The sequence below is a fragment of the Bacteroides sp. AF32-8BH genome, from assembly GCF_003435205.1.
GTDB lineage: Bacteria > Bacteroidota > Bacteroidia > Bacteroidales > Bacteroidaceae > Bacteroides > Bacteroides ovatus.
Genome location: NZ_QVLZ01000005.1, coordinates 136,449 through 158,856 on the forward strand (window position 1 = coordinate 136,449; position 22,408 = coordinate 158,856).

General features: G+C 40.4%; 17 protein-coding genes. 8 read left to right on the forward strand and 9 right to left on the reverse strand.

Features of this window, described 5'->3' with window-relative positions:
- Positions 1-3 precede the first annotated feature (3 nt).
- The 7 genes from DWZ47_RS05195 to DWZ47_RS05225 form a co-directional block, all read right to left on the reverse strand.
- Entirely contained in the window at positions 4-1,044 is a 1,041-nt protein-coding gene (locus tag DWZ47_RS05195; RefSeq protein ID WP_008646737.1) for a BACON domain-containing protein, read from the reverse strand.
- Between the two features lie 7 nt (positions 1,045-1,051).
- Complete coding sequence (locus tag DWZ47_RS05200; protein WP_117512492.1) at positions 1,052-2,368, reverse strand: DUF4302 domain-containing protein; 1,317 nt, start codon at positions 2,366-2,368, stop codon at positions 1,052-1,054.
- Between the two features lie 12 nt (positions 2,369-2,380).
- Positions 2,381-3,277: a putative zinc-binding metallopeptidase gene (locus tag DWZ47_RS05205; RefSeq protein WP_117512457.1), complete on the reverse strand. Its 897-nt coding sequence runs from the start codon at positions 3,275-3,277 to the stop codon at positions 2,381-2,383.
- Positions 3,278-3,298: 21 nt separating this feature from the next.
- The gene (locus tag DWZ47_RS05210) at positions 3,299-4,867 is read right to left on the reverse strand and encodes a RagB/SusD family nutrient uptake outer membrane protein (RefSeq protein WP_117512458.1); all 1,569 of its coding nucleotides are present in this window, start codon (positions 4,865-4,867) and stop codon (positions 3,299-3,301) included.
- 23 nt (positions 4,868-4,890) lie between these two features.
- Positions 4,891-8,481 (reverse strand): SusC/RagA family TonB-linked outer membrane protein, encoded by a 3,591-nt coding sequence (locus tag DWZ47_RS05215; protein ID WP_182281600.1) that lies wholly within the window; start codon positions 8,479-8,481, stop codon positions 4,891-4,893.
- A 151-nt stretch (positions 8,482-8,632) separates the two neighbouring features.
- Positions 8,633-9,796 (reverse strand): FecR family protein, encoded by a 1,164-nt coding sequence (locus DWZ47_RS05220; protein ID WP_117512459.1) that lies wholly within the window; start codon positions 9,794-9,796, stop codon positions 8,633-8,635.
- A 62-nt stretch (positions 9,797-9,858) separates the two neighbouring features.
- Positions 9,859-10,461 (reverse strand): RNA polymerase sigma-70 factor, encoded by a 603-nt coding sequence (locus tag DWZ47_RS05225; protein WP_004312254.1) that lies wholly within the window; start codon positions 10,459-10,461, stop codon positions 9,859-9,861.
- A gap of 44 nt (positions 10,462-10,505) precedes the next feature.
- Between DWZ47_RS05225 and DWZ47_RS05230 the strand changes: the two genes are divergently transcribed.
- Both DWZ47_RS05230 and DWZ47_RS05235 read left to right on the forward strand, forming a co-directional pair.
- Positions 10,506-11,513 carry an NAD-dependent epimerase/dehydratase family protein gene (locus tag DWZ47_RS05230; protein WP_004302697.1) on the forward strand — a complete coding sequence of 336 codons (1,008 nt, stop codon included), beginning with the start codon at positions 10,506-10,508 and terminating at the stop codon, positions 11,511-11,513.
- Entirely contained in the window at positions 11,504-12,469 is a 966-nt protein-coding gene (locus tag DWZ47_RS05235; RefSeq protein WP_004312256.1) for a phosphatase PAP2 family protein, read from the forward strand. Before DWZ47_RS05230 ends, DWZ47_RS05235 begins: the two co-directional genes overlap by 10 nt.
- A gap of 90 nt (positions 12,470-12,559) precedes the next feature.
- On the opposite strand, the gene dusB is transcribed toward DWZ47_RS05235, so the two are convergent.
- A complete protein-coding gene (gene dusB, locus DWZ47_RS05240) occupies positions 12,560-13,555 on the reverse strand; it encodes a tRNA dihydrouridine synthase DusB (protein ID WP_008646729.1) in 996 nt (331 codons plus the stop codon).
- 124 nt (positions 13,556-13,679) lie between these two features.
- Here dusB and DWZ47_RS05245 point away from each other — a divergent pair, with 124 nt between their 5' ends.
- From DWZ47_RS05245 to DWZ47_RS05270, 6 genes are all read left to right on the forward strand, one after another.
- Positions 13,680-14,969: a peptidase U32 family protein gene (locus tag DWZ47_RS05245; protein ID WP_117512460.1), complete on the forward strand. Its 1,290-nt coding sequence runs from the start codon at positions 13,680-13,682 to the stop codon at positions 14,967-14,969.
- A gap of 33 nt (positions 14,970-15,002) precedes the next feature.
- Positions 15,003-15,404 (forward strand): acyl-CoA thioesterase, encoded by a 402-nt coding sequence (locus DWZ47_RS05250; RefSeq protein ID WP_004302689.1) that lies wholly within the window; start codon positions 15,003-15,005, stop codon positions 15,402-15,404.
- Positions 15,401-16,525 (forward strand): DNA-processing protein DprA, encoded by a 1,125-nt coding sequence (gene dprA / locus DWZ47_RS05255; protein WP_182281601.1) that lies wholly within the window; start codon positions 15,401-15,403, stop codon positions 16,523-16,525. Before DWZ47_RS05250 ends, dprA begins: the two co-directional genes overlap by 4 nt.
- A 619-nt stretch (positions 16,526-17,144) precedes the next feature.
- On the forward strand, positions 17,145-17,366 hold the full coding sequence (locus DWZ47_RS05260) for a DUF4248 domain-containing protein (protein WP_004324036.1): 222 nt from the start codon (positions 17,145-17,147) through the stop codon (positions 17,364-17,366).
- A gap of 436 nt (positions 17,367-17,802) precedes the next feature.
- Positions 17,803-18,252: a hypothetical protein gene (locus DWZ47_RS05265; protein ID WP_233525001.1), complete on the forward strand. Its 450-nt coding sequence runs from the start codon at positions 17,803-17,805 to the stop codon at positions 18,250-18,252.
- 232 nt (positions 18,253-18,484) lie between these two features.
- Positions 18,485-20,260, forward strand: a complete 1,776-nt coding sequence (locus DWZ47_RS05270) for an oxaloacetate decarboxylase (RefSeq protein WP_117512496.1) — start codon at positions 18,485-18,487, stop codon at positions 20,258-20,260.
- A 93-nt stretch (positions 20,261-20,353) separates the two neighbouring features.
- Here DWZ47_RS05270 and DWZ47_RS05275 read toward each other — a convergent pair whose 3' ends face one another.
- The gene (locus DWZ47_RS05275; protein ID WP_117512461.1) at positions 20,354-22,267 is read right to left on the reverse strand and encodes a rhamnogalacturonan lyase; all 1,914 of its coding nucleotides are present in this window, start codon (positions 22,265-22,267) and stop codon (positions 20,354-20,356) included.
- Between the last annotated feature and the right edge of the window lie 141 nt (positions 22,268-22,408).

Sequence of the window (22,408 nt, forward strand, 5' to 3'; positions counted from 1 at the left end):
ATGTTATTGGATTATGTCTTCTTTAAATAGAATACAATTAATAAAAATAGACAGATTGTCTATAACTTTCTGTAGTTTTGCATCTTCATATACCCGGAAAACAAAACCGAAAGGATCATTTTCTTTTATTCCGGAAAAAGCGAAAACGAATGTTCCGTCTGTTAACATTACGGGGCCTAATGAGATTGTTACAGAAGGATCTTTTACATAATATAGATCAGAGCTAAGAATTTCGAATGAGAGATATAAATTGTCCTCGAAGACTCCTAGGTTTTGACCGGCCCCAAAAGCCAGGCAATTGTCTATGGCTTTTGCTTTCAGTTTGTAAGGCAATCCGGTTAGAATGTTTGAAAGCAGGTATGTTCCGTCTTCCTGTTTCTCAATGGTGACATCTTTCAAACCGTAATTCATTTGCCCATCTGAAAACATGCCTTGCCATGTTCCGGTAAGTTCGTCAACATCATATTGTATTACCTGATAAGAAGCCGATCTGTCTTTTGCTGCCACATTGACAATAGCTCCTCTCATTTTTCCGGAGGTATTTTCTTTTACCTTGAAATTTATTCCCTTCGCATTCTGTTCAAATGACAACCATTCTTGAGCTTCTGCGGGTATGTCTATTGTATAATCGAAAGAACTTTGTAATTTTATAGGTAGCGTAGCTGCTTTATTGTCGGTGCGGAGCATCCACTCGTCTTTACCGAAGATGAAAACAGCTCCGGATTGATTGATATTGAACGCCTTTTTTTCTACTCCGTTACTGATTGTCAATAAAGCATTTCTACCAGAGTATCCGGTGTTTTCTTTTACTTCGAATACTACTTCATTGGGGTTTACTTCTTTCAGCACACACCAGTCGGCATTAACATCTGCTGTTATATTGCCTGTTGCCTGAAGTTGTATGTAGCCTTTTCCTCCAGTCGCTTGGAAATTAGTATTTACAGCTTTGATCTCTAACCTGGATTCGCTGCTTTCCGTATCATTGCATCCCGCTATTGCTATGGTGCAAAGTACAAATAAGAATATATTAAAAAACTTTCTCATAATTGTATTAATTACCTTCGTTTTCTTTTTCCATTAAGATTGAGTTATACCAGCTCCAGTAACCCATTAGTCCTGAAGTTGAATATTCATCAGAGGAATAAGCCCAGATTATCAATAATGTATTTTCCTGGCTTGCTTTATCCGCAAAGTAAAAAGTGAAAGGGTTGGTATTTGCCGTTACATTTACCAATCCGCTGCGTAGACGTGAAGGCAAACTTAATTCTGTGTGAGCATATCCTTCTACACCTGCCGCACACGCAAAGTAGTAAGACGATGAAGAAACCGGACTTATACTTTGTGAATCTAAGATCAGTTTTCCGCTGGCTTTGTCATACAGAAGAGTGAAGTTGAATCCGCCAATACTTTTTAGAGTATAACTTTCTCCTCTGACTTTAGGAGTGATGGTTACAGATTGTGAAGTTGGACCTTCATCGTAATCGTCAACCGTTGCGGTGTAGGTGCCAATATAGTCTTCATATTGCAGATAGTTTTCGGGATAATACTCTTTTAATACAATATCCGTTGCATCTGCATCGGTACAAACAAATAGCCTGGACTTTTTATCCCATTTGAAGTGCTGGACTTCAACTCCGTTGACATTATATGGAGACTGTAACTTCAGCCCTTTTTCTGTATAAATATATGGTAAACTTTCTGCACTGCTATAATCGGTACTGTAAACGGAGAATGTAGACATTGTGCCATTGTCACGTATAAAGTAGTTCAGTACTTGGCCCCCTTTCTCCATGCGATATGTATTCAGAAAAGCATCTTTCTCGATGTTAATGATATCCTCAAGCTGGATACGCCATGGTATGTCTTTGGGCATAGGCGTCATTTCCATTATATTTTTATATTTTTTTCCTTGTAGAATAACCTTGTCGGGAGTTGCGCTCATGATAATAAACTCATAATCTCCTCCCACGTTCATGTTCAGGCCTAAAGGACCTGAAAACATGTGGATCAGCTGGTTGTATGAGTCGAAAGTGAGCATAGTGCTTTGTTCCGATTTAACTTGATACAGGGAGGTTATTATGGTACCCGGCTTGTAACCTTCTGCTCCTGCTTCCGACGCCATTTCTACCTGTTTTCCATCAAATTTCATTAGTAGGGTGACTGCACCTGCAGAATAGTTGCTTCCTATGTAATATTCCAGTTTCCATCCGTTCGGAACATCTTTAAGAATCTCCTGACATTTTATTACATCGGCTGTAGCTCTGTTGGCAGATGATTCGTCGAATATTTCTTCTTCAGAGAAAAGACAAGATTGTAATACAATGCAAGTCAATACCAGAAGTGTGTATATTGATAGATATTTCTTCATAATTTTCATAGTTTATTCAATAATACTTAAGTCTACATTGCCGTTTGCTATATCATCTTGGCGGCGTAGAACGATGTCGCGTAATTCGTCCAGATTGATTCCCCAGGTTTGTTCCATGTAACTATAGACTATTTCGAATTTCTGTTTGATAAGTGCACGACCGCTTTTACCGGCATTTTGTAGCATATTATTCCAGTAGTCTTCTGTATTTGTGACGTACACCGCAATGTTTTCAACAAAATCTTCACGTGATTCACTCATTGCGTAGGAAGTGACAAATCCTTGTTGCCATGCATTGCGGTTAGCTCCCACCATATACCAGTCGCTGCCGATATAGGCATTTTCTGTGATACGATCAAATGCCGGATCATAGTTTTTGGTTTGATGCAGGATGTGGGCGAACTCATGATGCATTGTTTGGAAATAGTATTCGTTTAGCAGATTGATATCTATTTTATCAGGATTGATGTCATTTACATTGTATAATGTAATTTTCATACCACCTTCTGCCGTTCCCAATACCATGGTGCCATTGTCTTCATAGGCAGGAGAGCCGATAAAGTGAATGGTCTTGGGGATGTATTGACGTAAGAAGTCCGGATTACCGGTCGCTTCATCGTATGCTTCCAGCCATACATGTTTGATAATTTTAGCCAGTACTACGGATTTTTTATAGTCGGCAGGAGCTAATACATGTGTCATATCGCTCTCGTTATCTTCCATGCGATATTTCAATGCAATGTTGTACGGATGGGTGTAATTACCCAATATCCAGTTGTCGAATGGGCTGCGTTCTACTTCTTCTGTAGAGAAGATGCTGTTTGCTTTGTCCACGTCCTCGTCGTTGTTGCAAGCTCCCAGTCCGCAGGTTAATGTTATGATTAAACTATATATGATGTATTTCTTCATATTTTTCCCTCCTTAAGTTAGTTAGTCATTTCTTGGATTTGGTTGCATACCTGCCGTAATGACACTGGCCGGTAGCTGAATTGCACGTCTGGGGTCATTCGTGTCCATCTTGTCGGTGATATTCACCAAGGTATAACCTTCATAATAGCGGCGGTAGATTACAATGCCATAGCGCTTTATATCTTGCCATCTAAGTCCCTCTTCTAAAGTTAACAGGCGTCTCGCATGTAGAATACAGTGTATCAGATTCTCTTGCATTCCTTTTTCTATTACAAAATCCGGATGCAATTCCTTTTTTACCGTCGGGGCTTCCGGTGTGTAATATTTTAATTGAGCATAAAAATCATTGATTGTCTCTTTGGACAAGGTTTGTGTATTTTTCGTAAAGGCTTTCTGCCAGGCGTCTATATCGGCTGCAGCTTCGTCGTAACGTTTTAGTAATGTGTAAGCTTCAGCCCGGCAAAGTAATGCTTCATCGGTAGTGAAAGCAGGATACAGCATATAACCGACCCAGCTGTTGCCTGATGTGAACTGCTGATAGATGACTAAACGGCGGAATCCGTTCTTGATAGAGCCACCAGGCGCAAATGGGATTTGGTGGTAGCTTGACTGGTCTCCCCATGGACCTTCGGATTTACAACTTTCCGAGGCAGTAATATTATTCATGCAGTATCTTTCACAGTTGGCATAACCCGGATCGGAAACCAATGGCCAATATGAAGCTGCTGATATTACCAGTAGATTTGCCCGATTATCTGCATCTACATAAGCGTTCGGCTGTATGTTCTTGTTGGGAGATAAAGCTCCTAATGCAGCCCAGTCACGTAAATATTGGGAAGCATTCGTGCCGAGTACTATATTGGCATAATTGATAACCTTCTGGCAGTTAGAAAAATCCGGCTGTGTGTAATATAGATAAAAGCGGGCAGCAAATGCATAGGCAGCCTTTTTATTAAAATGATATTTCACTCGTGAGTAAATATTGTCGTCGATTAGAGGCAATCCTTCTTCTAAATCGGCTGCGATATTTTGGTAGACTTCAGCAACAGTTCCGCGTGAGTATTGTGGATTTACAGATGTTTCCGGTTCCTTTATGTAAGGTATACCTAGGTCTTTATCTGCATTTGTACCATACGCTTTGCAGAATGTGGTAGCTAGTACGAAATGATTGTATGCGCGACATATTAGAGCTTCACCTCTTTGTGCTGACAATGATTGAGGGTTTCCCATTTGCTCGATGGCTGCCAGGGCTTGGTTGGCCGATGCAATCGAGTTATAACAATCATTCCATAAGGCATGAGGTGAGTCTTGATTCTCTTCAGTGGTTTGCTGCCAGCGATACAAGTGCTCGTTTAACCGGAAAAGATAGCTGTATGCTTTACTATTTTCATCAATGTTGTCACTGTAGAATTCGCCTATATGACAGTTGGTGGTCATTGGGTATGCAGATACCAATACTTTGGTAATGTTCTCTTCGGTAGTTAGTTCAGTTCGGTTGTCCGGCATTTCATCCAAAAAATCACTACAGGAGGTTATTCCCAGGCATAAGGTTGAAATGACTGCTGTATATAATACATTTTTATATTTCATCATTTTTATAATTATCTGAATGGTTAAAATCCTAATCTAAGAGTTAATGTGAACTGACGGGGTACAGGGGAGGCAACTCCACCGGTATTGAAGAATTCCGGGTCCTGTCCGTTTAGCTTCTTATCTGCGTAGATTAGGAATAAATTGGTAGCCTGAAGTTTCAAAGATAAATTGGATATCTTTGCTGATGTAATCCATGATTTTGGAAAATCATAGGACAAGGAAATCTCCTTCATACGAATAAAGTCTCCTTTGGCAATTCGTTCTGTAGAGTAATTATAGGCATTATATGCATACATCAAATCTTTATTATCTTCATATTGACGTTTGGAAATGATGGCAGGGATATTGGTATGCCTCTCATCACCCGGAACTGTCCAGCGATTTTTGAATTCACGGGGCATAGAGGATAAGTCACTGTATTGATAATTGAAGCACGGATTTAAACGTACTACATTACCAAATGAATAGGTGATAAATACATTTAGCTTGAATGCTTTATAGGTGAAGATATTACCAAAGCTACCTGTTATAGTAGGATCAGTGGGACCTTCATATTTTAGATAGTCTATATTGTCACGTGTTTGGAAATCAATATCAGTACTGGTTATTTTTCCATTGATATTATACATTGGGATACCATTTGAACTTAGGCCGACAAATGGGATAGAGAACAAACCACGCACCGGGTAGCCCTGACGCGCAAAACCATAGCCTGAAACCAGATCCATCACGCTGGAACGGGCGTTAAGCTCGGTCACTTCATTTTTTGCTTTGGAAAAGATGAAATCTGTATTCCATGAGAAGTCTTTCGATTGGATATTCTTGCTTGAGATGGTGAATTCAATACCATGTGACTTCATGGAGGCTATATTGGCATATTTATAAATAGAACCACCTACTCCTTGTGTCGGAGTTATACCAATCAGGTCATAGTTGTTGCGTTTATACCAGTCGATTGAGAAATTGATCCGGTTGTCTAAGAATCCCATATCAGCACCGATGTTTAATTCATGCTTCTTTTCGTAAGTCAATTCGCTATTTTCGGGGTCGGATACATAAAGTCCGGTTTCCTGTCCGCTGGTGAAAGGGCGAAATGGTGAATAGCTGGTGATTATGGCATGTGAATTTGTTACATATTCCGGACCTCTGTCGGCAGTTAAAGAGTAGGATGCTTTGAATGTCAAATGTGACAGCACGGAGCTGAGTGTTTCGAAGAAATTTTCTTCATGTACATTCCATGCTCCTGAAATATTCCATGTAGGTAACCAGCGGGAAGAACGGCTTTTTCCCATGCGGTTGGTGCCTTCATAGCGGAATGTTCCGTTTACTGTATAACGGCCATCATACGAATAGGTTGCATTGGCAAAACCTGCTACACTCCTTGTTGTGGTATGGTTTAATCCATAATAATTTTCACCGGACTCAATACCTTTCTTGAAAAATTCATATACGTACGATGGAATTTCGCCCATTGTATATTGCATTCCCCATCCTTGAAAATAATTCTGCATGCGTTTTAAATCATTCACCTCCATACCAGCGAAAAGATTGGTTATATGCTTTTCTGCAAATAAATGATTCCAGGATGCTGTGGCACGAAAGTCTACTCCCAGCATGCGATAGTCCTTACGCTGGTAAATACCGCCTTCCGGCAGTATGCTGATGGGTAAAGCATAAGGATTGTCGGGGTTGGTGTAGAGTAAATTATTGTTGTCACGAATAGTGGCGTCATCCATTCCTGTGCGATATGCTGTTGCCTGATTCGAGTGGTCTTTAATATTATGTTCTTGCGAAGAAGCTTGATATCTGACTGCTCCTAATGCGCTAAGCTCTAATTCTGGAAGTGCTTTCCATTTTACTTCTCCTTGGAATTTAACGTCAACTACGTTTAAGTCCATATAATTGTTATCTAATTCATGAAGGATATTGAATGGTGCGTAGTTAGCTGTATAGTTGACTGCCGGATCCAATGCGCGTGATGTGTTTAGTGCATACGAATATGGATTGATGTCAAATTGACGGGTGACTTCTCCACTAGCTGCATTCACTTCAGAACTCAGTGTTCCGGGCGCTTTCTGCTTACGGTAGGAAGCACTGGATATTAAATTTATAGATAAATTCTTATATATATTATATGTTGTATTTAAATTAGCTGTATAGCGTTTTACTTCACTTTGCTTGTACCACCCCGGGTCTGACATGGCACTTAATGAAGCATAGAATGAAGATTTTTCTGTTCCGGAAGTGATACTGACAGAATGATTTTGTGTGATATTGTTGGAAAATAAAGTATCAAACCAGTCGGTATTTCTCATTTCCGCTTCACGCAGGTAAGCGTTACGTGCTTCCGGAGTGTTGGCAAGTCCGAATTGTCCTGTAACCGGATTGTATTGATTGATTAACTGATACATACGTCCATACACTCCGCTATCTTTTGCACGGTAAGTATCGCTATTGTTGAGCCATCCTTTTTGTTCCATTTCTTTATAGATTCCCATTTGTTCCTGTGAATTCATGATATTGAATTCTTTATAACTGGGAATCATACGAGTTGTAAATTCACCGGTATAGCTGATTTTGCTGACACCGGCTTTTCCCTTTTTGGTGGTTACTACAATAACCCCTGCCATGGCTCGCGCACCGTAGATAGAGGTTGCTGATCCGTCTTTCAATATTTGAAAGCTTTCAATATCATCTGAATTCAATCCGGCAATAGCTGAACTAATCAATGTTTCGGCATCTCCTGAGGATAAGTCATCCGGACCTACGTCGATAGCATCTTCCATGATGACTCCATCTACCACCCATAGTGGCTTTGAACTACCGAAAATAGATGTAGCACCACGTACCCGGATTTTTGGGGCGGTACCAAATGTGCCGGAAACATTTTGTACAGATACGCCTGCGGCACGTCCTTCAAGTCCCCGGCTGATATCAGGCAAACCATCTAGTTTGACCTCATCTGCGGACAATTGTTTGGTTGCTCCTGTAAACAGACGTTTGTCCATTTTCTGCATACCTGTTACTACTACTTCAGATAATGTTTGTACATCAGGCATTAATGTAACATTCATATTTGGAGCAGGAGTCAGGTCTTGCGGTTTCATTCCTATATAGGAAAATTGTAACAGGGATTTATTGGATACATTTTCTATCGAGAATTTTCCATCTATATCCGTTAATACACCGGACTTACTTCCTTTGATGACAACGGTTGCACCAATGAGCGGCTGTCCGTCATCACCGGAAATAACCACTCCTTTCACATTGAATACTTTCGCCTGTTTGGAAGGACCTTTGATAGTAATTGTGATAAATTGGTCTTCAATATGATATTCCAGTGGCTTATTGGCTAAGATTATATCGAGAGTCTGCTCTATACTCTTATCCTTGACGGAGCCAGAAACGGTGAATTTCTTGACATCGTCATACGTAAACAGGATCTTATATCCGGATAGTTTTTCTAAACGTTTTAGTACGGACGGCAACCGTTCGTTGCTAATTTCAATCGTGATTTTCTTTTGCGATTGCACCTGAGCATTTACTTGGTAGGGTCGGAAACATAATACGCATAGAAAACACACAATAAGTAGGTTCCAATTATTTCTCATACGTTTGTCTTTAATAACACTATTTGAACATGTTTATATAACTAGTGCGTATGAGAAGAAAAAATGGATACCCCTTTTGCGATTTATTTTTTAATAAAAGTGATATTTTGTTGTATTTTGCATAGATTAGTTATACTTATGCAATAAAAATCTAGTCTACAGTAAGCGTATTGCCTTGCAAGGTGACTGTCACTTTTTTCATTCTATTAAGTAATGAGATCGTATGTTCCAGGTCTTTGGTACGATCGGATATAAAGTGCATTTTATACTCCATCGCTTCTTTGTTTCTGAACTCTATGTTTACATTGTACCAACGTCCCAAATTTTGCATAATATCTTTCAATGTGACATTGTCAAAGTAGAAATAGCCGTCTTTCCAATAAACATAGGAGTCTAGATCTACTTCTGCCAGGATAAAGTTGCCATCAGATTGCAGATGTGCATCTTCTCCCGGATATAGTCTGGTATATGATCCTCCTTTGGTATTGCTGACTTCTACTTTTCCATTAATAAGCACTACATGAGTATCTTCAGGAGTATAGCTGCGTATATTAAATTCAGTACCGAGAACGCGGGTTTGTACAGTTTTGGTTTTTACGATAAAAGGTCGCTCCGGATCTTTGGCCACTTTAAAATAAGCCTCACCTTCTAAAGTGACGATACGTTCGTCGCCAATAAAGGCCGTTGGATAGACAAAGTTACTATTGGCATTGAGCCAGACCTCCGTGCCGTCACATAACACTACCTTGAAACTTTCACCGCGTGGAACAGTGAGTACATGTGTTTGAGTGGTCGTTGAAATGACTTGCCTGTAATCCAATTCTTTCTTTTCGGACTTTGAGATCATTTTCTGTGGTAAGGTTTGATTGTTTGATTGCGGTTCGTCTAATACAATCTTTTCTCCGTTATCTTTTTGCAGAGTGATATGTTGAGGGGCAGCATCAGCAGTAAATACTGTGATTGGTTTCAGGGCAGGGGTCGTCAGGGTATTGATAAGATAGTAAGTTCCAAATAGAACGGCAATCATGGCGGCTATTCCCATACTTACTTTCCAGAAGTTGGAACGCATTCTTGCCGTGTACTGTTTTTTCTTGAATCGTTCTAGCTCCATCTCTATATTGGGTAGTTCCATTCCACTTTTTTGTTGTAGGAAGAGGCTGCTATCCATGATGTCGCGACAAGCCTGCAGGGTTTCTTCATCTTTAAGCATTTCCTGCAGTTGTTCGACGTTTATTTCTGAAGAGCTCTCCATAATGTCGAGTGCCTTCTCTACAGATTTATCTGTACTATCTATATTGTCAATATCTTTATTCATCACTGTTCGACTGTATAATACTTATTTATATTACGTTTAATCATAAAATAAAGACACCTGCTTTATGATTTTTTTGCACATTCTTCACGTATCACCTGTAATGCTTTCACAATATGCTTCCTGACTGCACTGACACTAATATTTAATTCTTCTGCCACTTCCTGATATTTTTTGCGTTGAATATAACATTCTTCTAAAATATGCCTGGTATGTGGAGTCAGTTTTTCCATCGCCTTACTGATATGCATCATTCTTTCATCCTGCTCCTGATACTCCGTCTCAACATAACTTTTGGTCAGTTCGGAATAGATTTGTACGTATTGTTCGTGTGTATTCTGATGCCGCAGGAAATCAATGCTTTTGTTGCGAACGTAGACATATAGATAAGATTTAGCTGTGGCTTTATCTATTTTAGCATAATTGGCCCAAATAAATTCGAAGGCGTCGCTGACGATATCTTTGCTAGCCTCCATATTATTAATCAAATGAAATGCGTAATAATAAAGTTGAGGATAGTACTCTTTAAAAAGAAAATCAAAATCGGCCTTATCTTCCACGTGCTTTAAAAGTGTTGAATAGTAAATAAATCGCGTTGCAAATAAACAAATAATAATTGAGAAAAGCAAAATGGCTTTTATTTTATATTTATCGTATCTTTGTGGCATCATATTTTTTGAATCAATATTCATGTAGAACCAGGGAAGTAATAATGGAGAGTGTTTTAATTACAGGTGCAAGTGGTTTTATAGGAAGTTTCATCGTGGAGGAAGCGTTGAAACGAAAGTTTGGTGTGTGGGCCGGAATTCGCCCCACGAGTAGCAAGCGGTATTTAAAGAACCGGAAAATTCACTTTCTGGAACTGGACTTTGCACATCCCAATGAGCTTCGCGCCCAACTCTCCGGGCATAAAGGTACTTACAGCAAATTTGATTATATCATCCATTGCGCCGGTGTGACAAAGTGTTCTGATAAAAAGACCTTTGATTATGTGAATTATCTTCAGACTAAATATTTTATAGACACGCTGAAGGAATTGAATATGGTTCCGAAGCAGTTTATATATATTAGCACGTTGAGTGTATTCGGACCTGTACGTGAGAAGGATTATACTCCGATAAGCGGAGAAGATACTCCGATGCCTAATACGGCTTATGGATTGAGTAAATTGAAAGCGGAATTATATATTCAGAGTATTCCCGGTTTTCCTTATGTCATTTATCGTCCTACGGGAGTCTATGGTCCCCGTGAGTCAGACTATTTCCTGATGGCCAAGTCCATTCAGAAGCATGTAGACTTTTCGGTCGGTTTTCGACGCCAGGACTTGACTTTTGTTTATGTGAAGGACATTGTGCAGGCGATTTTTCTGGGAATGGAGAAAAAAGTGGTTCAAAAGGCGTATTTCCTGACAGATGGGAAAATCTATAGAAGTCGTGCCTTTTCGGATCTGATACAAAAAGAATTGGGCAATCCGTTTGTTCTTCACTTGAAATGTCCATTAATTGTGCTAAAAGTTATATCTTTGTTCGCTGAATTCATTGCTACACGTTCCGGGAGGAGCAGTACCCTGAATTCGGATAAATATAAGATAATGAAACAACGCAACTGGCAATGCGACATATCCCCGGTAATGAAAGAACTTGGGTATGTACCCGAATATGATTTGGAAAAGGGAGTTCGTGAAACCATTGCCTGGTATAAAAATGAAGGATGGCTTTAGACTTATTTAAGCGCGTAGAAACCCGTAAAGGGTTGTTTGCTGTGGAAAAGATTACACTGATTTATAATCTGTTGACTTCCATATTGATTCTATTCCTGTTTCAGCGAATGGATCATCCATGGCACATGTTGCTGGATAGGGCTATGATCGCGGCGATGACCTTTTTGTTGATGTATCTTTATCGTCTTGCCCCCTGTAAGTTTTCAGCGTTTGTGCGCATTGTTATCCAGATGAGTCTATTGTCTTACTGGTATCCGGATACTTTCGAGTTTAATCGTTTCTTTCCGAATTTAGATCATGTATTTGCAACTGCCGAGGAGTTTATTTTCAATGGTCAGCCTGCTATCTGGTTTTGCCATACGTTTCCGCACCTTATCGTCAGTGAAGCATTTAATATGGGATATTTCTTTTATTATCCGATGATGCTGATTGTGGCATTGTTTTATTTCATTTATAAGTTTGAGTGGTTCGAAAAGATGTCTTTTGTTCTCGTCACTTCCTTCTTTATCTATTATCTGATTTATATATTCGTTCCTGTCGCGGGGCCTCAATTCTATTTCCCTGCCATCGGGATTGATAATGTATCTAAAGGTATTTTCCCTGCTATCGGTGACTATTTCAATCATAATCAGGAATTACTTCCCGGACCGGGTTATCAGCATGGATTCTTTTATAGCTTAGTGGAGGGCTCACAGCAGGTAGGCGAACGTCCTACGGCAGCATTCCCCAGTTCACACGTCGGTATTTCTACTATTCTGATGATTATGGCTTGGCGTGGTAGTAAGAAATTGTTTGCTTGTCTGATACCTTTCTATATGTTGCTTTGCGGGGCTACCGTATATATTCAGGCACATTATGTGATTGATGCCATTGTAGGGTTTTTCTCTGCATTCCTATTGTATGTGGTTGTGACCTGGATGTTTAAGAAGTGGTTTGCACAACCTATGTTTAAGTAGAAAATTGGAATATACTTCTGTATTTTGAAACAGATAATCTCCATCCGCAGGAGTCAGAGTTTGCGGATGAAGATTATGATCTATGGTGGATTAAATTTCCGGATTCTCTTTACGTTGGAAAGTGATTTCTTCAAATATGCGGAAAAGCTCTTCCTTTGTTTCTGCCCGTAACATGGCAATACGCGTATTACGGAAATTAGGGATTCCTTTGAATAATGGGCTGGCAGCCAAATGACGGCGTACATGCAGAATACCTCTGCGCTCATCAAGTAGATTTACACTGTCGACCACTTCCTGGCGAAGCACCTCCATGCACCAGTCGAAACTTAGCGGTGGTAATTCTTCCCCAGTCTCCAGATAGTGTTTCACTTCTTTGAATATCCATGGACGACCAAAGCTGGCACGACCAATCATGACAGCATCTACTCCGTAATGGTCAAAACATTCTTTGCAGCGTTGAGGCGTCGTCACGTCACCATTACCGATAATAGGAATATGCATCCGTGGATTATTCTTCACTTCGCCTATTAATGTCCAGTCTGCTTCTCCGGTATACATTTGTGCACGGGTGCGGCCATGTATAGTCAGTGCAGCAATACCACAATCCTGTAACTGTTCTGCTAGCTCTACAATTACTTTGTTGTTAGCATCCCATCCCAGGCGGGTCTTGACCGTTACGGGGATTTTCACCGCATCTACTACCGCACGGGTGATCTCCAGCATCTTGGGGATATTCTGTAACATACCTGCTCCTGCTCCTTTTCCGGCTACTCTTTTTACCGGGCATCCGAAATTGATATCCAGAATATCAGGTTGTGCCTGTTCCACAATCTTGGCAGCTTCCACCATCGTTTCCGTATCTTTCCCGTATATCTGGATGGCAACGGGACGTTCGGCATCACTGATACTTAGTTTCTGCGCAGTCTTGCTGACAGCGCGAATCAGCGCATCGCTCGACACAAATTCGGTGTATACCATATCTGCTCCGAACCTCTTGCACATCAGGCGGAAAGCCGGATCAGTCACATCCTCCATCGGAGCAAGTAAGATGGGATATTTACCCAAATCTATTTGGCCTATCTTCATATATGAATCTGATATTTACTGTTTATGATTGAAGTAACTTCTTGTTTTCGCTGCAAAAATACGGAAAAAAGCCTACCTTTGTACGCATTCATTTGCTTAACTGATACAAATAAGTATATATTCTATGAGTCTTAGTTTGAAAGATTTTGAAATAATGGCTCCTGTCGGTTCGCGCGAATCTCTTGCTGCGGCTATTCAGGCAGGTGCCGATTCTATCTATTTCGGTATAGAAAACCTGAACATGCGTGCCCGTTCGGCCAATACGTTTACGATTGATGATTTGCGGGAGATCTCCCGTACGTGTGATGAACACGGGATGAAAAGTTATCTGACGGTCAACACGATTATCTATGATAAAGATATTCCATTGATGCATACCATTGTTGATGCAGCCAAGGAAGCCGGAATCTCTGCTGTGATTGCAGCCGATGTGGCGGTGATGAATTATGCCCGTCAGATAGGGCAGGAGGTACACCTTTCCACTCAACTGAACATCTCCAATGCAGAGGCTTTAAAATTCTACGCACAATTTGCAGATGTGGTAGTATTGGCCCGTGAGTTGAATCTGGAGCAGGTAGCCGAAATCTATCGCCAGATTCAGGAAGAACATATTTGTGGTCCGAGCGGTGAACAGATTCGCATTGAAATGTTCTGTCACGGTGCGCTTTGTATGGCTGTATCGGGTAAATGTTACCTCTCTTTACATGAGATGAACCATTCTGCCAATCGTGGCGCTTGTATGCAGGTATGCCGCCGTTCCTATACTGTCCGTGACAAAGAGACGGATGTGGAACTGGATATTGATAACGAATATATCATGTCACCGAAAGATTTGAAGACCATTCATTTTATGAATAAGATGTTGGATGCCGGTGTGCGTGTATTCAAGATTGAAGGCCGTGCTCGTGGACCTGAATATGTACGAACAGTGGTAGAATGTTACAAAGAGGCTATCAAGGCTTATCTGGAAGGTACATTTACCGATGAAAAGATTACAGCTTGGGACGAACGTCTGAAAACTGTATTCAACCGCGGCTTTTGGGATGGCTATTACTTGGGACAACGTCTAGGCGAATGGACCAGAAACTATGGTTCGGCAGCTACGGAACGTAAGATATATGTAGGTAAAGGTATCAAATACTTCTCTAACATCGGAGTTTCTGAATTCCTGGTAGAGGCTGCGGAAGTCAGCGTAGGCGATAAACTTCTCATTACCGGACCGACCACAGGTGCTCTATTCATGACTTTGGAAGAAGCCCGCGTTGACTTGGAATCCGTACAGACTGTGAAGAAAGGCCAGCACTTCTCCATGAAATCGGATAAGATACGCCCCAGTGACAAGCTGTATAAACTGGTATCAACCGAAGAACTGAAGAAGTTCAAAGGACTCGATATTGAGCAAAAAAGAGGCTAACTGCTATTTCTCAACTTTTAATTCTCAATTTAAATGAACTATATCTATGAATTGGAAATGAAGGTGCGTGATTACGAGTGCGACCTTCAAGGGATTGTTAATAATGCGAACTATCAGCATTATCTGGAACATACCCGCCATGAGTTTCTGACGTCGGTAGGCATCAGTTTTGCTGCACTCCACGAACAGGGGGTCGATCCGGTAGTGGCACGCATTAATATGGCATTCAAAACGCCGTTGAAAAGCGGAGACGAGTTTGTCTCTAAACTCTATATGAAGAAGGAAGGTATCAAATATGTATTCTATCAGGATATTTTCCGTAAGAGTGATAATAAAGTAGTAGTGAAATCCACTGTTGAAACGGTATGTGTGGTAAACGGACGTTTGAGTGACAGCGAATTATTCGATAGCGTCTTTGCCCCTTACCTGAAATGAACAGTTCCGAGGAAGAACAGATTTATAGTATCGCCCTGACAATGGTGCCCGGTATCGGGCACATAGGGGCGAAACATCTGATAGACGGAATGAATAATGCTGTTGATGTCTTCCGTCTGCGTAAAGAAATACCGGAACGTATTCCTGAAGTGAGTCAACGGGTGGTAGACGCATTGGATTGTCCGCAAGCTGTGATCCGTGCCGAACAGGAATATGAATTTATCCGAAAGAACCGGATTTCCTGCCTGACTTTCCATGACGAAGCTTATCCTTCCCGTTTGCGGGAATGTGAAGATGCTCCTATCGTCCTTTTCTTTAAAGGAAATACCGATTTGAATTCCCTGCATATAATAAATATGGTAGGCACCCGTAATGCCACTGATTATGGTACCCGGATTTGCGCCTCTTTCTTACGCGATCTGAAAACACTTTGTCCTGATGTGTTGCTAGTCAGCGGGCTTGCTTATGGGATCGATATCCATGCGCATCGTGAAGCGCTGGTCAATGACCTGCCTACGGTAGGTGTTCTTGCTCACGGTCTGGATCGCATTTATCCTTATGTCCATCGAAAAACAGCCATTGATATGCTCGAAAAAGGAGGATTATTGACCGAATTTCTGTCCGGTACGAATCCCGACAAACATAATTTCGTCAGTCGTAACCGCATTGTCGCAGGTATGTGTGATGCTACGGTTGTCATTGAATCGGCAGAAAAAGGAGGCTCATTAATCACTGCTGAACTTGCTGAAAGCTATCATCGCGATTGTTTTGCTTTTCCCGGCCGGATAAATGATGAATATTCAAAGGGGTGTAATCGGTTGATTAGAGATAATAAGGCTTCCTTACTATTATCGGCTGAAGATCTTGTACAGGCAATGGGATGGAATATACCGGCAACTTCTTCCGAGAAAGTAAATGTGCAACGTAGTCTTTTTCTCGAGTTGTCCGAAGAAGAACAGAAGATTGTCTCTATCCTGCAGAAACAGGGGAATTTACAGATTAATTCTCTGGTAGTAGAAGCAGATATTCCCGTACATAAGATAAATGCTATTCTTTTTGAACTGGAAATGAAAGGAGTAGTTCGTGTATTGGCAGGAGGAATGTATCAGTTATTGAATTAACTCGTATAGACTAACCTCATATATGGATATAAAAAAAGGAGCAACGCCTTGCTCCAACCTTTGTTAACCTTAAATCTAATACTATGAAAAAAATCACATGACAAATGTATGTCTTTGCAAACTAACCTCCAAATAATTCTGTTGTATTTGTTTCTCTTTTAAATTCTTTCACTGATTTTCACTGTTATCGTACACGATGCACTCTTAATGGCTAAAGTAGAATGCTTTTGGGGTAAGTAATGGGGAGGAAAGTAAGTCTTCCTGAATACTATTGCAGCTTCTAGGAAAATTAGAAAATAAGGTCTGAATATAAGTGTTTTCTTGGTTTAAAAGGAACACCTCGTTGGTTTAAAACCAAGGCATCGTTCCTTTAAAACCAATGGGGTGTTCCTTTTAAAGGAAAGATATTGCTTTATTTTAAGTGCTTTGCAATAATTTTAATGTCAAATATTGAAAAAATAAAATGATAACTTAATTGATTGAAAATCAGTCTTGTATGGATAAATAATCCTTTATATTAACGGCAAAATCCCAAAAGACTTGACAAACGCTTTTTGATGTTGTATATTTGTATAACGAAAGAAACAATGAAACGACAAATTAAAACTTTAAAAACGAAATGAGACGAATCTTATCTTTTGCTGTATTAGCTGCATTGTACTTCCCCGGATGTACGACCAGTAAAAATGCAGTGCGTTGTCTAAGCCGATGGATTAAAGACTGTAACCCGTTGACCAAAGAACTTGTACCGACCGGTTATATGCCGTATAATCATCGTTATCTGACGATGAAACAGTATAAGATTATAACAAAACATCTAGGAGATCCTTATGAGGATTAGGGTATAGACGACCCGATAAAAAGCTTGAGGTTGCAACCTTTTATAGGATTTGCAGCCTTTTTTGTTGCATAAATTCAATGTATCCCCTTCTGAAAGCTACATTCGGGTTTTTAATAAACTTGGATACCGTTTCTAATAAACTCCTTGAGAATTTATTAGAAACTCAAAAGTCGTTTATACAGAAAAGATAAACTTTTTTCGGTGTACTGAAATGAGAAATATACGAAATCTTTGTGTGTTTGGTTAATAATCACTACATTATTAAAGACAGTCTCATTTCATCTTTATTTGTGTAACCTTGAATGGGTAGATGTTTCTTCTTGTAATTCTTTATTTTAATTGAAACTTATCATACAATCATATATGATTGTGAGTATATGAATGTGAATATGTTACTTTGGAGAATAAATTATGTCTGGCAAATCAAGAATCTTAAATGAGAGAGATCAGTCATAAAATATTTAGCAAAGTAATAACAATAAAAAATGATGAAATGGATACTCTTAAATTGCATTCACACTTTGAAAATTTGCTGTATGTGGGAAGAAGCGTGCTCACTAATACAAGTAGCCGCATTCAAAGATTGTTTTTTAAAAAAGAGATGTGTATATATGAATACTTGTTTAAAGAGGAAGCAAGTAAAGGCATTGAGGTTGTAGTGGACAATGCTGTCTTAGTTTGTGTTTTTGAAAATGATATCTGTAATAAATCTATTCTTTATCTTAATGACTCCACTAATATAACATTTTATATTAATTATTGCAATAGTAATTTTGAATATGATAAACTCCGTGATAGATGGATTATGCCTGATGGTTATCTTATCCTTTTTATACCGAATGATGACTTTGAAAAGCGATTTGCATTCGTGCAAACCTTAGTATGAATAAACTTCGTGAAGCCTTTGGATTCTTAAGGGGATATATCTGAACATTAGACAATTTGATTTGTTATTTATACTGTTAAGACGTATGCGGAAATAGTTTGCTTTCATTATGATGTAAAACATCTCTATTTACCCATTTTTTAAAGGTTTGTTTTGACTATATGTCAAAACAAACCTTTATATTTGTATATGTGAAGTTAACCAAAGAAAAAATCACTTATTATTGGCTATGATGAAAAAGGAAATCAAATTCAGTCTTGTTTATCGGGATATGTGGCAATCTTCCGGTAAGTATCAACCTCGGGTTGACCAGCTTGTGCGTATAGCTCCATTGATTATTGAGATGAGCTGTTTTACAAGAGTTGAAACGAATGGAGGTGCTTTTGAGCAAGTGAATCTATTGTACGGCGAAAATCCTAATAAAGCTGTCCGTGCTTTTACCGCACCTTTTAGAGAAGCGGGCATTCAAACACATATGCTCGATCGTGGTTTGAATGCATTACGTATGTATCCGGTTCCGGCGGATGTGCGTAAATTGATGTATAAAGTCAAGCATGCACAAGGGGTGGATATCACCCGTATCTTTTGTGGACTGAATGAGACGAGAAACATAATTCCCTCCATTAAATATGCTCTGGAAGCGGGTATGATTCCGCAGGCGACTCTTTGTATCACGTATTCTCCGGTGCATACCGTTGAGTATTATGCCCGAATTTCCGATCAACTGATTGAGGCCGGTGCACCTGAAATATGTTTGAAAGACATGGCAGGTATCGGTTGCCCCGGTATGTTGGGGCAACTGGTCAGGACTATCAAGGAAAAACATCCGGATGTATTGATACAATATCATGGTCATAGCGGACCGGGATTGTCTATGGCATCTATCCTCGAGGTTTGCGAAAATGGTGCGGATATCATAGATGTGGCTATGGAGCCCATGTCTTGGGGCAAAGTGCATCCGGACGTGATCTCGGTACAGGCAATGTTGAAAGATTTAGGATTCCAAGTTCCCGATATCAATATGAAAGCATATATGAAAGCCCGCGCGATGACGCAGGAATTCATAGACGATTTTCTGGGTTACTTCATGGATCCTACCAATAAATATATGTCTTCACTTTTGTTGAAATGTGGTTTGCCGGGTGGCATGATGGGGTCTATGATGGCAGATTTGAAAGGGGTACATTCCGGTATCAATATGATATTGCGGAGTAAGAACGAACCTGAACTTAGTCTTGACGATCTGCTGGTAATGCTTTTCGACGAAGTGGAATATGTGTGGCCTAAGTTGGGTTATCCTCCTTTGGTGACTCCTTTCAGTCAGTATGTGAAGAATGTTGCATTGATGAATCTTATGCAATTGGTAAAAGGGGAAGAGCGCTGGACAATGATAGACAACCATACCTGGGATATGATTCTGGGTAAGAGTGGACGTCTGCCGGGTACGCTTGCTCCGGAGATTATAGAATTGGCGAAGTCTAAAGGATATGAGTTTGTCGATACTGATCCGCAGTTGAATTATCCGGATGCTCTGGATGATTATCGCAAGGAAATGGATGAGAATGGCTGGGAGTATGGAGAGGATGACGAAGAACTTTTTGAACTAGCTATGCACGATCGCCAGTATCGCGATTATAAGTCGGGTGTTGCCAAGAAACGTTTTGAAGATGAATTACAACATGCTAAGGATGCATCCATGGCAAAGAGTGGTTATTCCGAGGAAGATATCAAGAAGCTGAAGCGTGCCAAGGCAGATCCGGTTATTGCTCCCGACAACGGGCAGGTGCTTTGGGAAGTTTCCGTGGAAGGACCGTCCATTGCGCCATTCATCGGACGTAAATATCAGCATGACGAAGTCTTTTGTTACCTTTCTACTCCATGGGGAGAATATGAAAAGATTCTGACCGGATTCACCGGACGGGTGGTGGAAATATGTGCACAGCAAGGTGCTACCGTACGTAAGGGAGATGTTATCGGTTATATTCTGCGGAGCGATATCTTTGCGTGAGTCTGGTAAGAAATAAACTTTTAAGTGGTAAATGCACAGAAAATCGGCTGATTATCGATGATCTGTGCATTTTTTATAAGACTATATCTATTTCTATTCAGGTGTGTACATTTTTGGCCAAGGTATATTTTCCAGTCCGTCTCCAATATAAAATCCCAAATGGGGTGGTTGATTATAGCCTACATTCTGCCAGGCGATACCCAGACGATACATCGGATCGTGCATTAATGTATATAAGCGATGATCGGTAGGGATGGTCGTAGTGTATATATGTAATTTGCTTGGATCCTTTGCATCACAGAAAACGACCTCCTCTCTCCAGTCACCGAAAAGATCAGCACTGATATTAGGAACAGCTTTAGTGCCACTTGTATATTGGGCCTCCGTGAAGGTACGCAACGGTACAGGCTTCTGTCCGTCCCATTTACTAATAGTTGTTTTATTCAGTATTTCATCTTGTAAATCTCCATCCCAATAAATACGGAAGCAAATAGAAGGCTTCTGATCGGAGATTTTCTCTCCTTTACAGTTGTAGACTCCCGGTGCGTCGGCACTCCACATCTCAAATCCCCGGTGGTTAGGATCAATGTCGGCAGCCAATCCTCGTCCGTTGTCTTCGCTGGTAGGACCTCCCCAAAGGATTTCTCCGGTTTTGGCATCATGCATTTCATATCCGTATTTTTCGTATCCTGCAACTTCCTCGTGTACTTCCCATACCTGATAGCCTGGAAGGTCAGGATCTAATTTTGATACATGCATCGCATCTCCATGTCCCAACCCGGTACGATAAAGTAATGTCCCGTCGTTATTGATGGCGCAAGAGCCATAGATGATTTCATCACAACCGTCTCCATCCACGTCTGCTACTGACAAGTTGTGATTTCCCTGCCCATAAGCTCCTTCACCCTCCACATCAGAAATATGTGTCCAGCGTTTTACTAATTCTCCTTTGGCAAAATCGTAAGCTACTAAAGTCGTTTTATGATAATAGCCACGGCACATGACGATACTGGGGTGAACTCCGTCCAGATAGGCGACACAAGCCAAGAAGCGGTCTGCACGGTTACCATATGTATCCCCCCATGAGCTAATTTCTCCTCTTGCCACCTCATAAGGGACAGTGTGTAGCTCTTCCCCTGTTTCTCCGCTAAAAATGGTCAGATATTCGGGGCCATTCAATACATAGCCGCATGATTCTTTAATCATTTCCAGATTTCGCCAGTCTTTGTCCGGATCATCTGTGCCGAGAACAATTTTCTTCCCTTTTCCATCCACAGTTCCGGGAGCAGTTTTGCAAACTAATTCGGATTTTCCGTCGCCATCGAAGTCATACACCAGAAACTGGGTATAATGTGCACCTGCCCGGATATTCTTTCCCAAACTGATCCTCCACAAATGCTTGCCATTTAACTTATAGGCATCCAGATAGACAGGACCTGTAATTCCGGAGCAGGAGTTATCTGCTTGATTGGTAGGATCCCACCTTACTATAATCTCATATTCTCCATCACCGTCCAAATCGCCTATGCTGCAATCTTTGGGAAGATAAGTATATTCCTGACCATTCGGATATTCCCTGACGATGCCTTTGTCCGGACGAATAAAGGCAATGTGTGGAGGAGTCATACCTTTTTCGGGACGGTTGAGTTGTATAGTCAGATAATCCTTTTTCCACGGTTTCACTTCTTTAGAACTATCTGTTTCTTTCCCTTTTATTACGGCCTTTACTACATATCTATCTTCTATGTTACCTGATTTGTCAGTCAGATTGGTTGCGTGTTCAGCAGATACGAATTTGAGTAGCTTATCATTTTTATAGACATTAAAAGCTACGTCCTTTTCATTACCCAACACACGCCAACTGACGAAAACCCCATTCTCGGTTTTCACGGCTACTAATCCTCTGTCCAGAGTTTCCATTTGTCTTTTCATTTCCCCGACCGGGGTTATAGCTCTTCCTACGAGACTACTGAATATCAAAACTGAAAAAAGTAAGATGTTCTTCATTTTGCAATTACTTGTTATTTCTGACAGGCAAAGGAAAGCGTTTTCTCTCTGTAATTTATGTACAGATATACAAAAACATGGAGAAATCGAATATGTAGTCTTTTTCCTTCTCTTTTGGGCAGTTCTGAATCAGAGTGAATA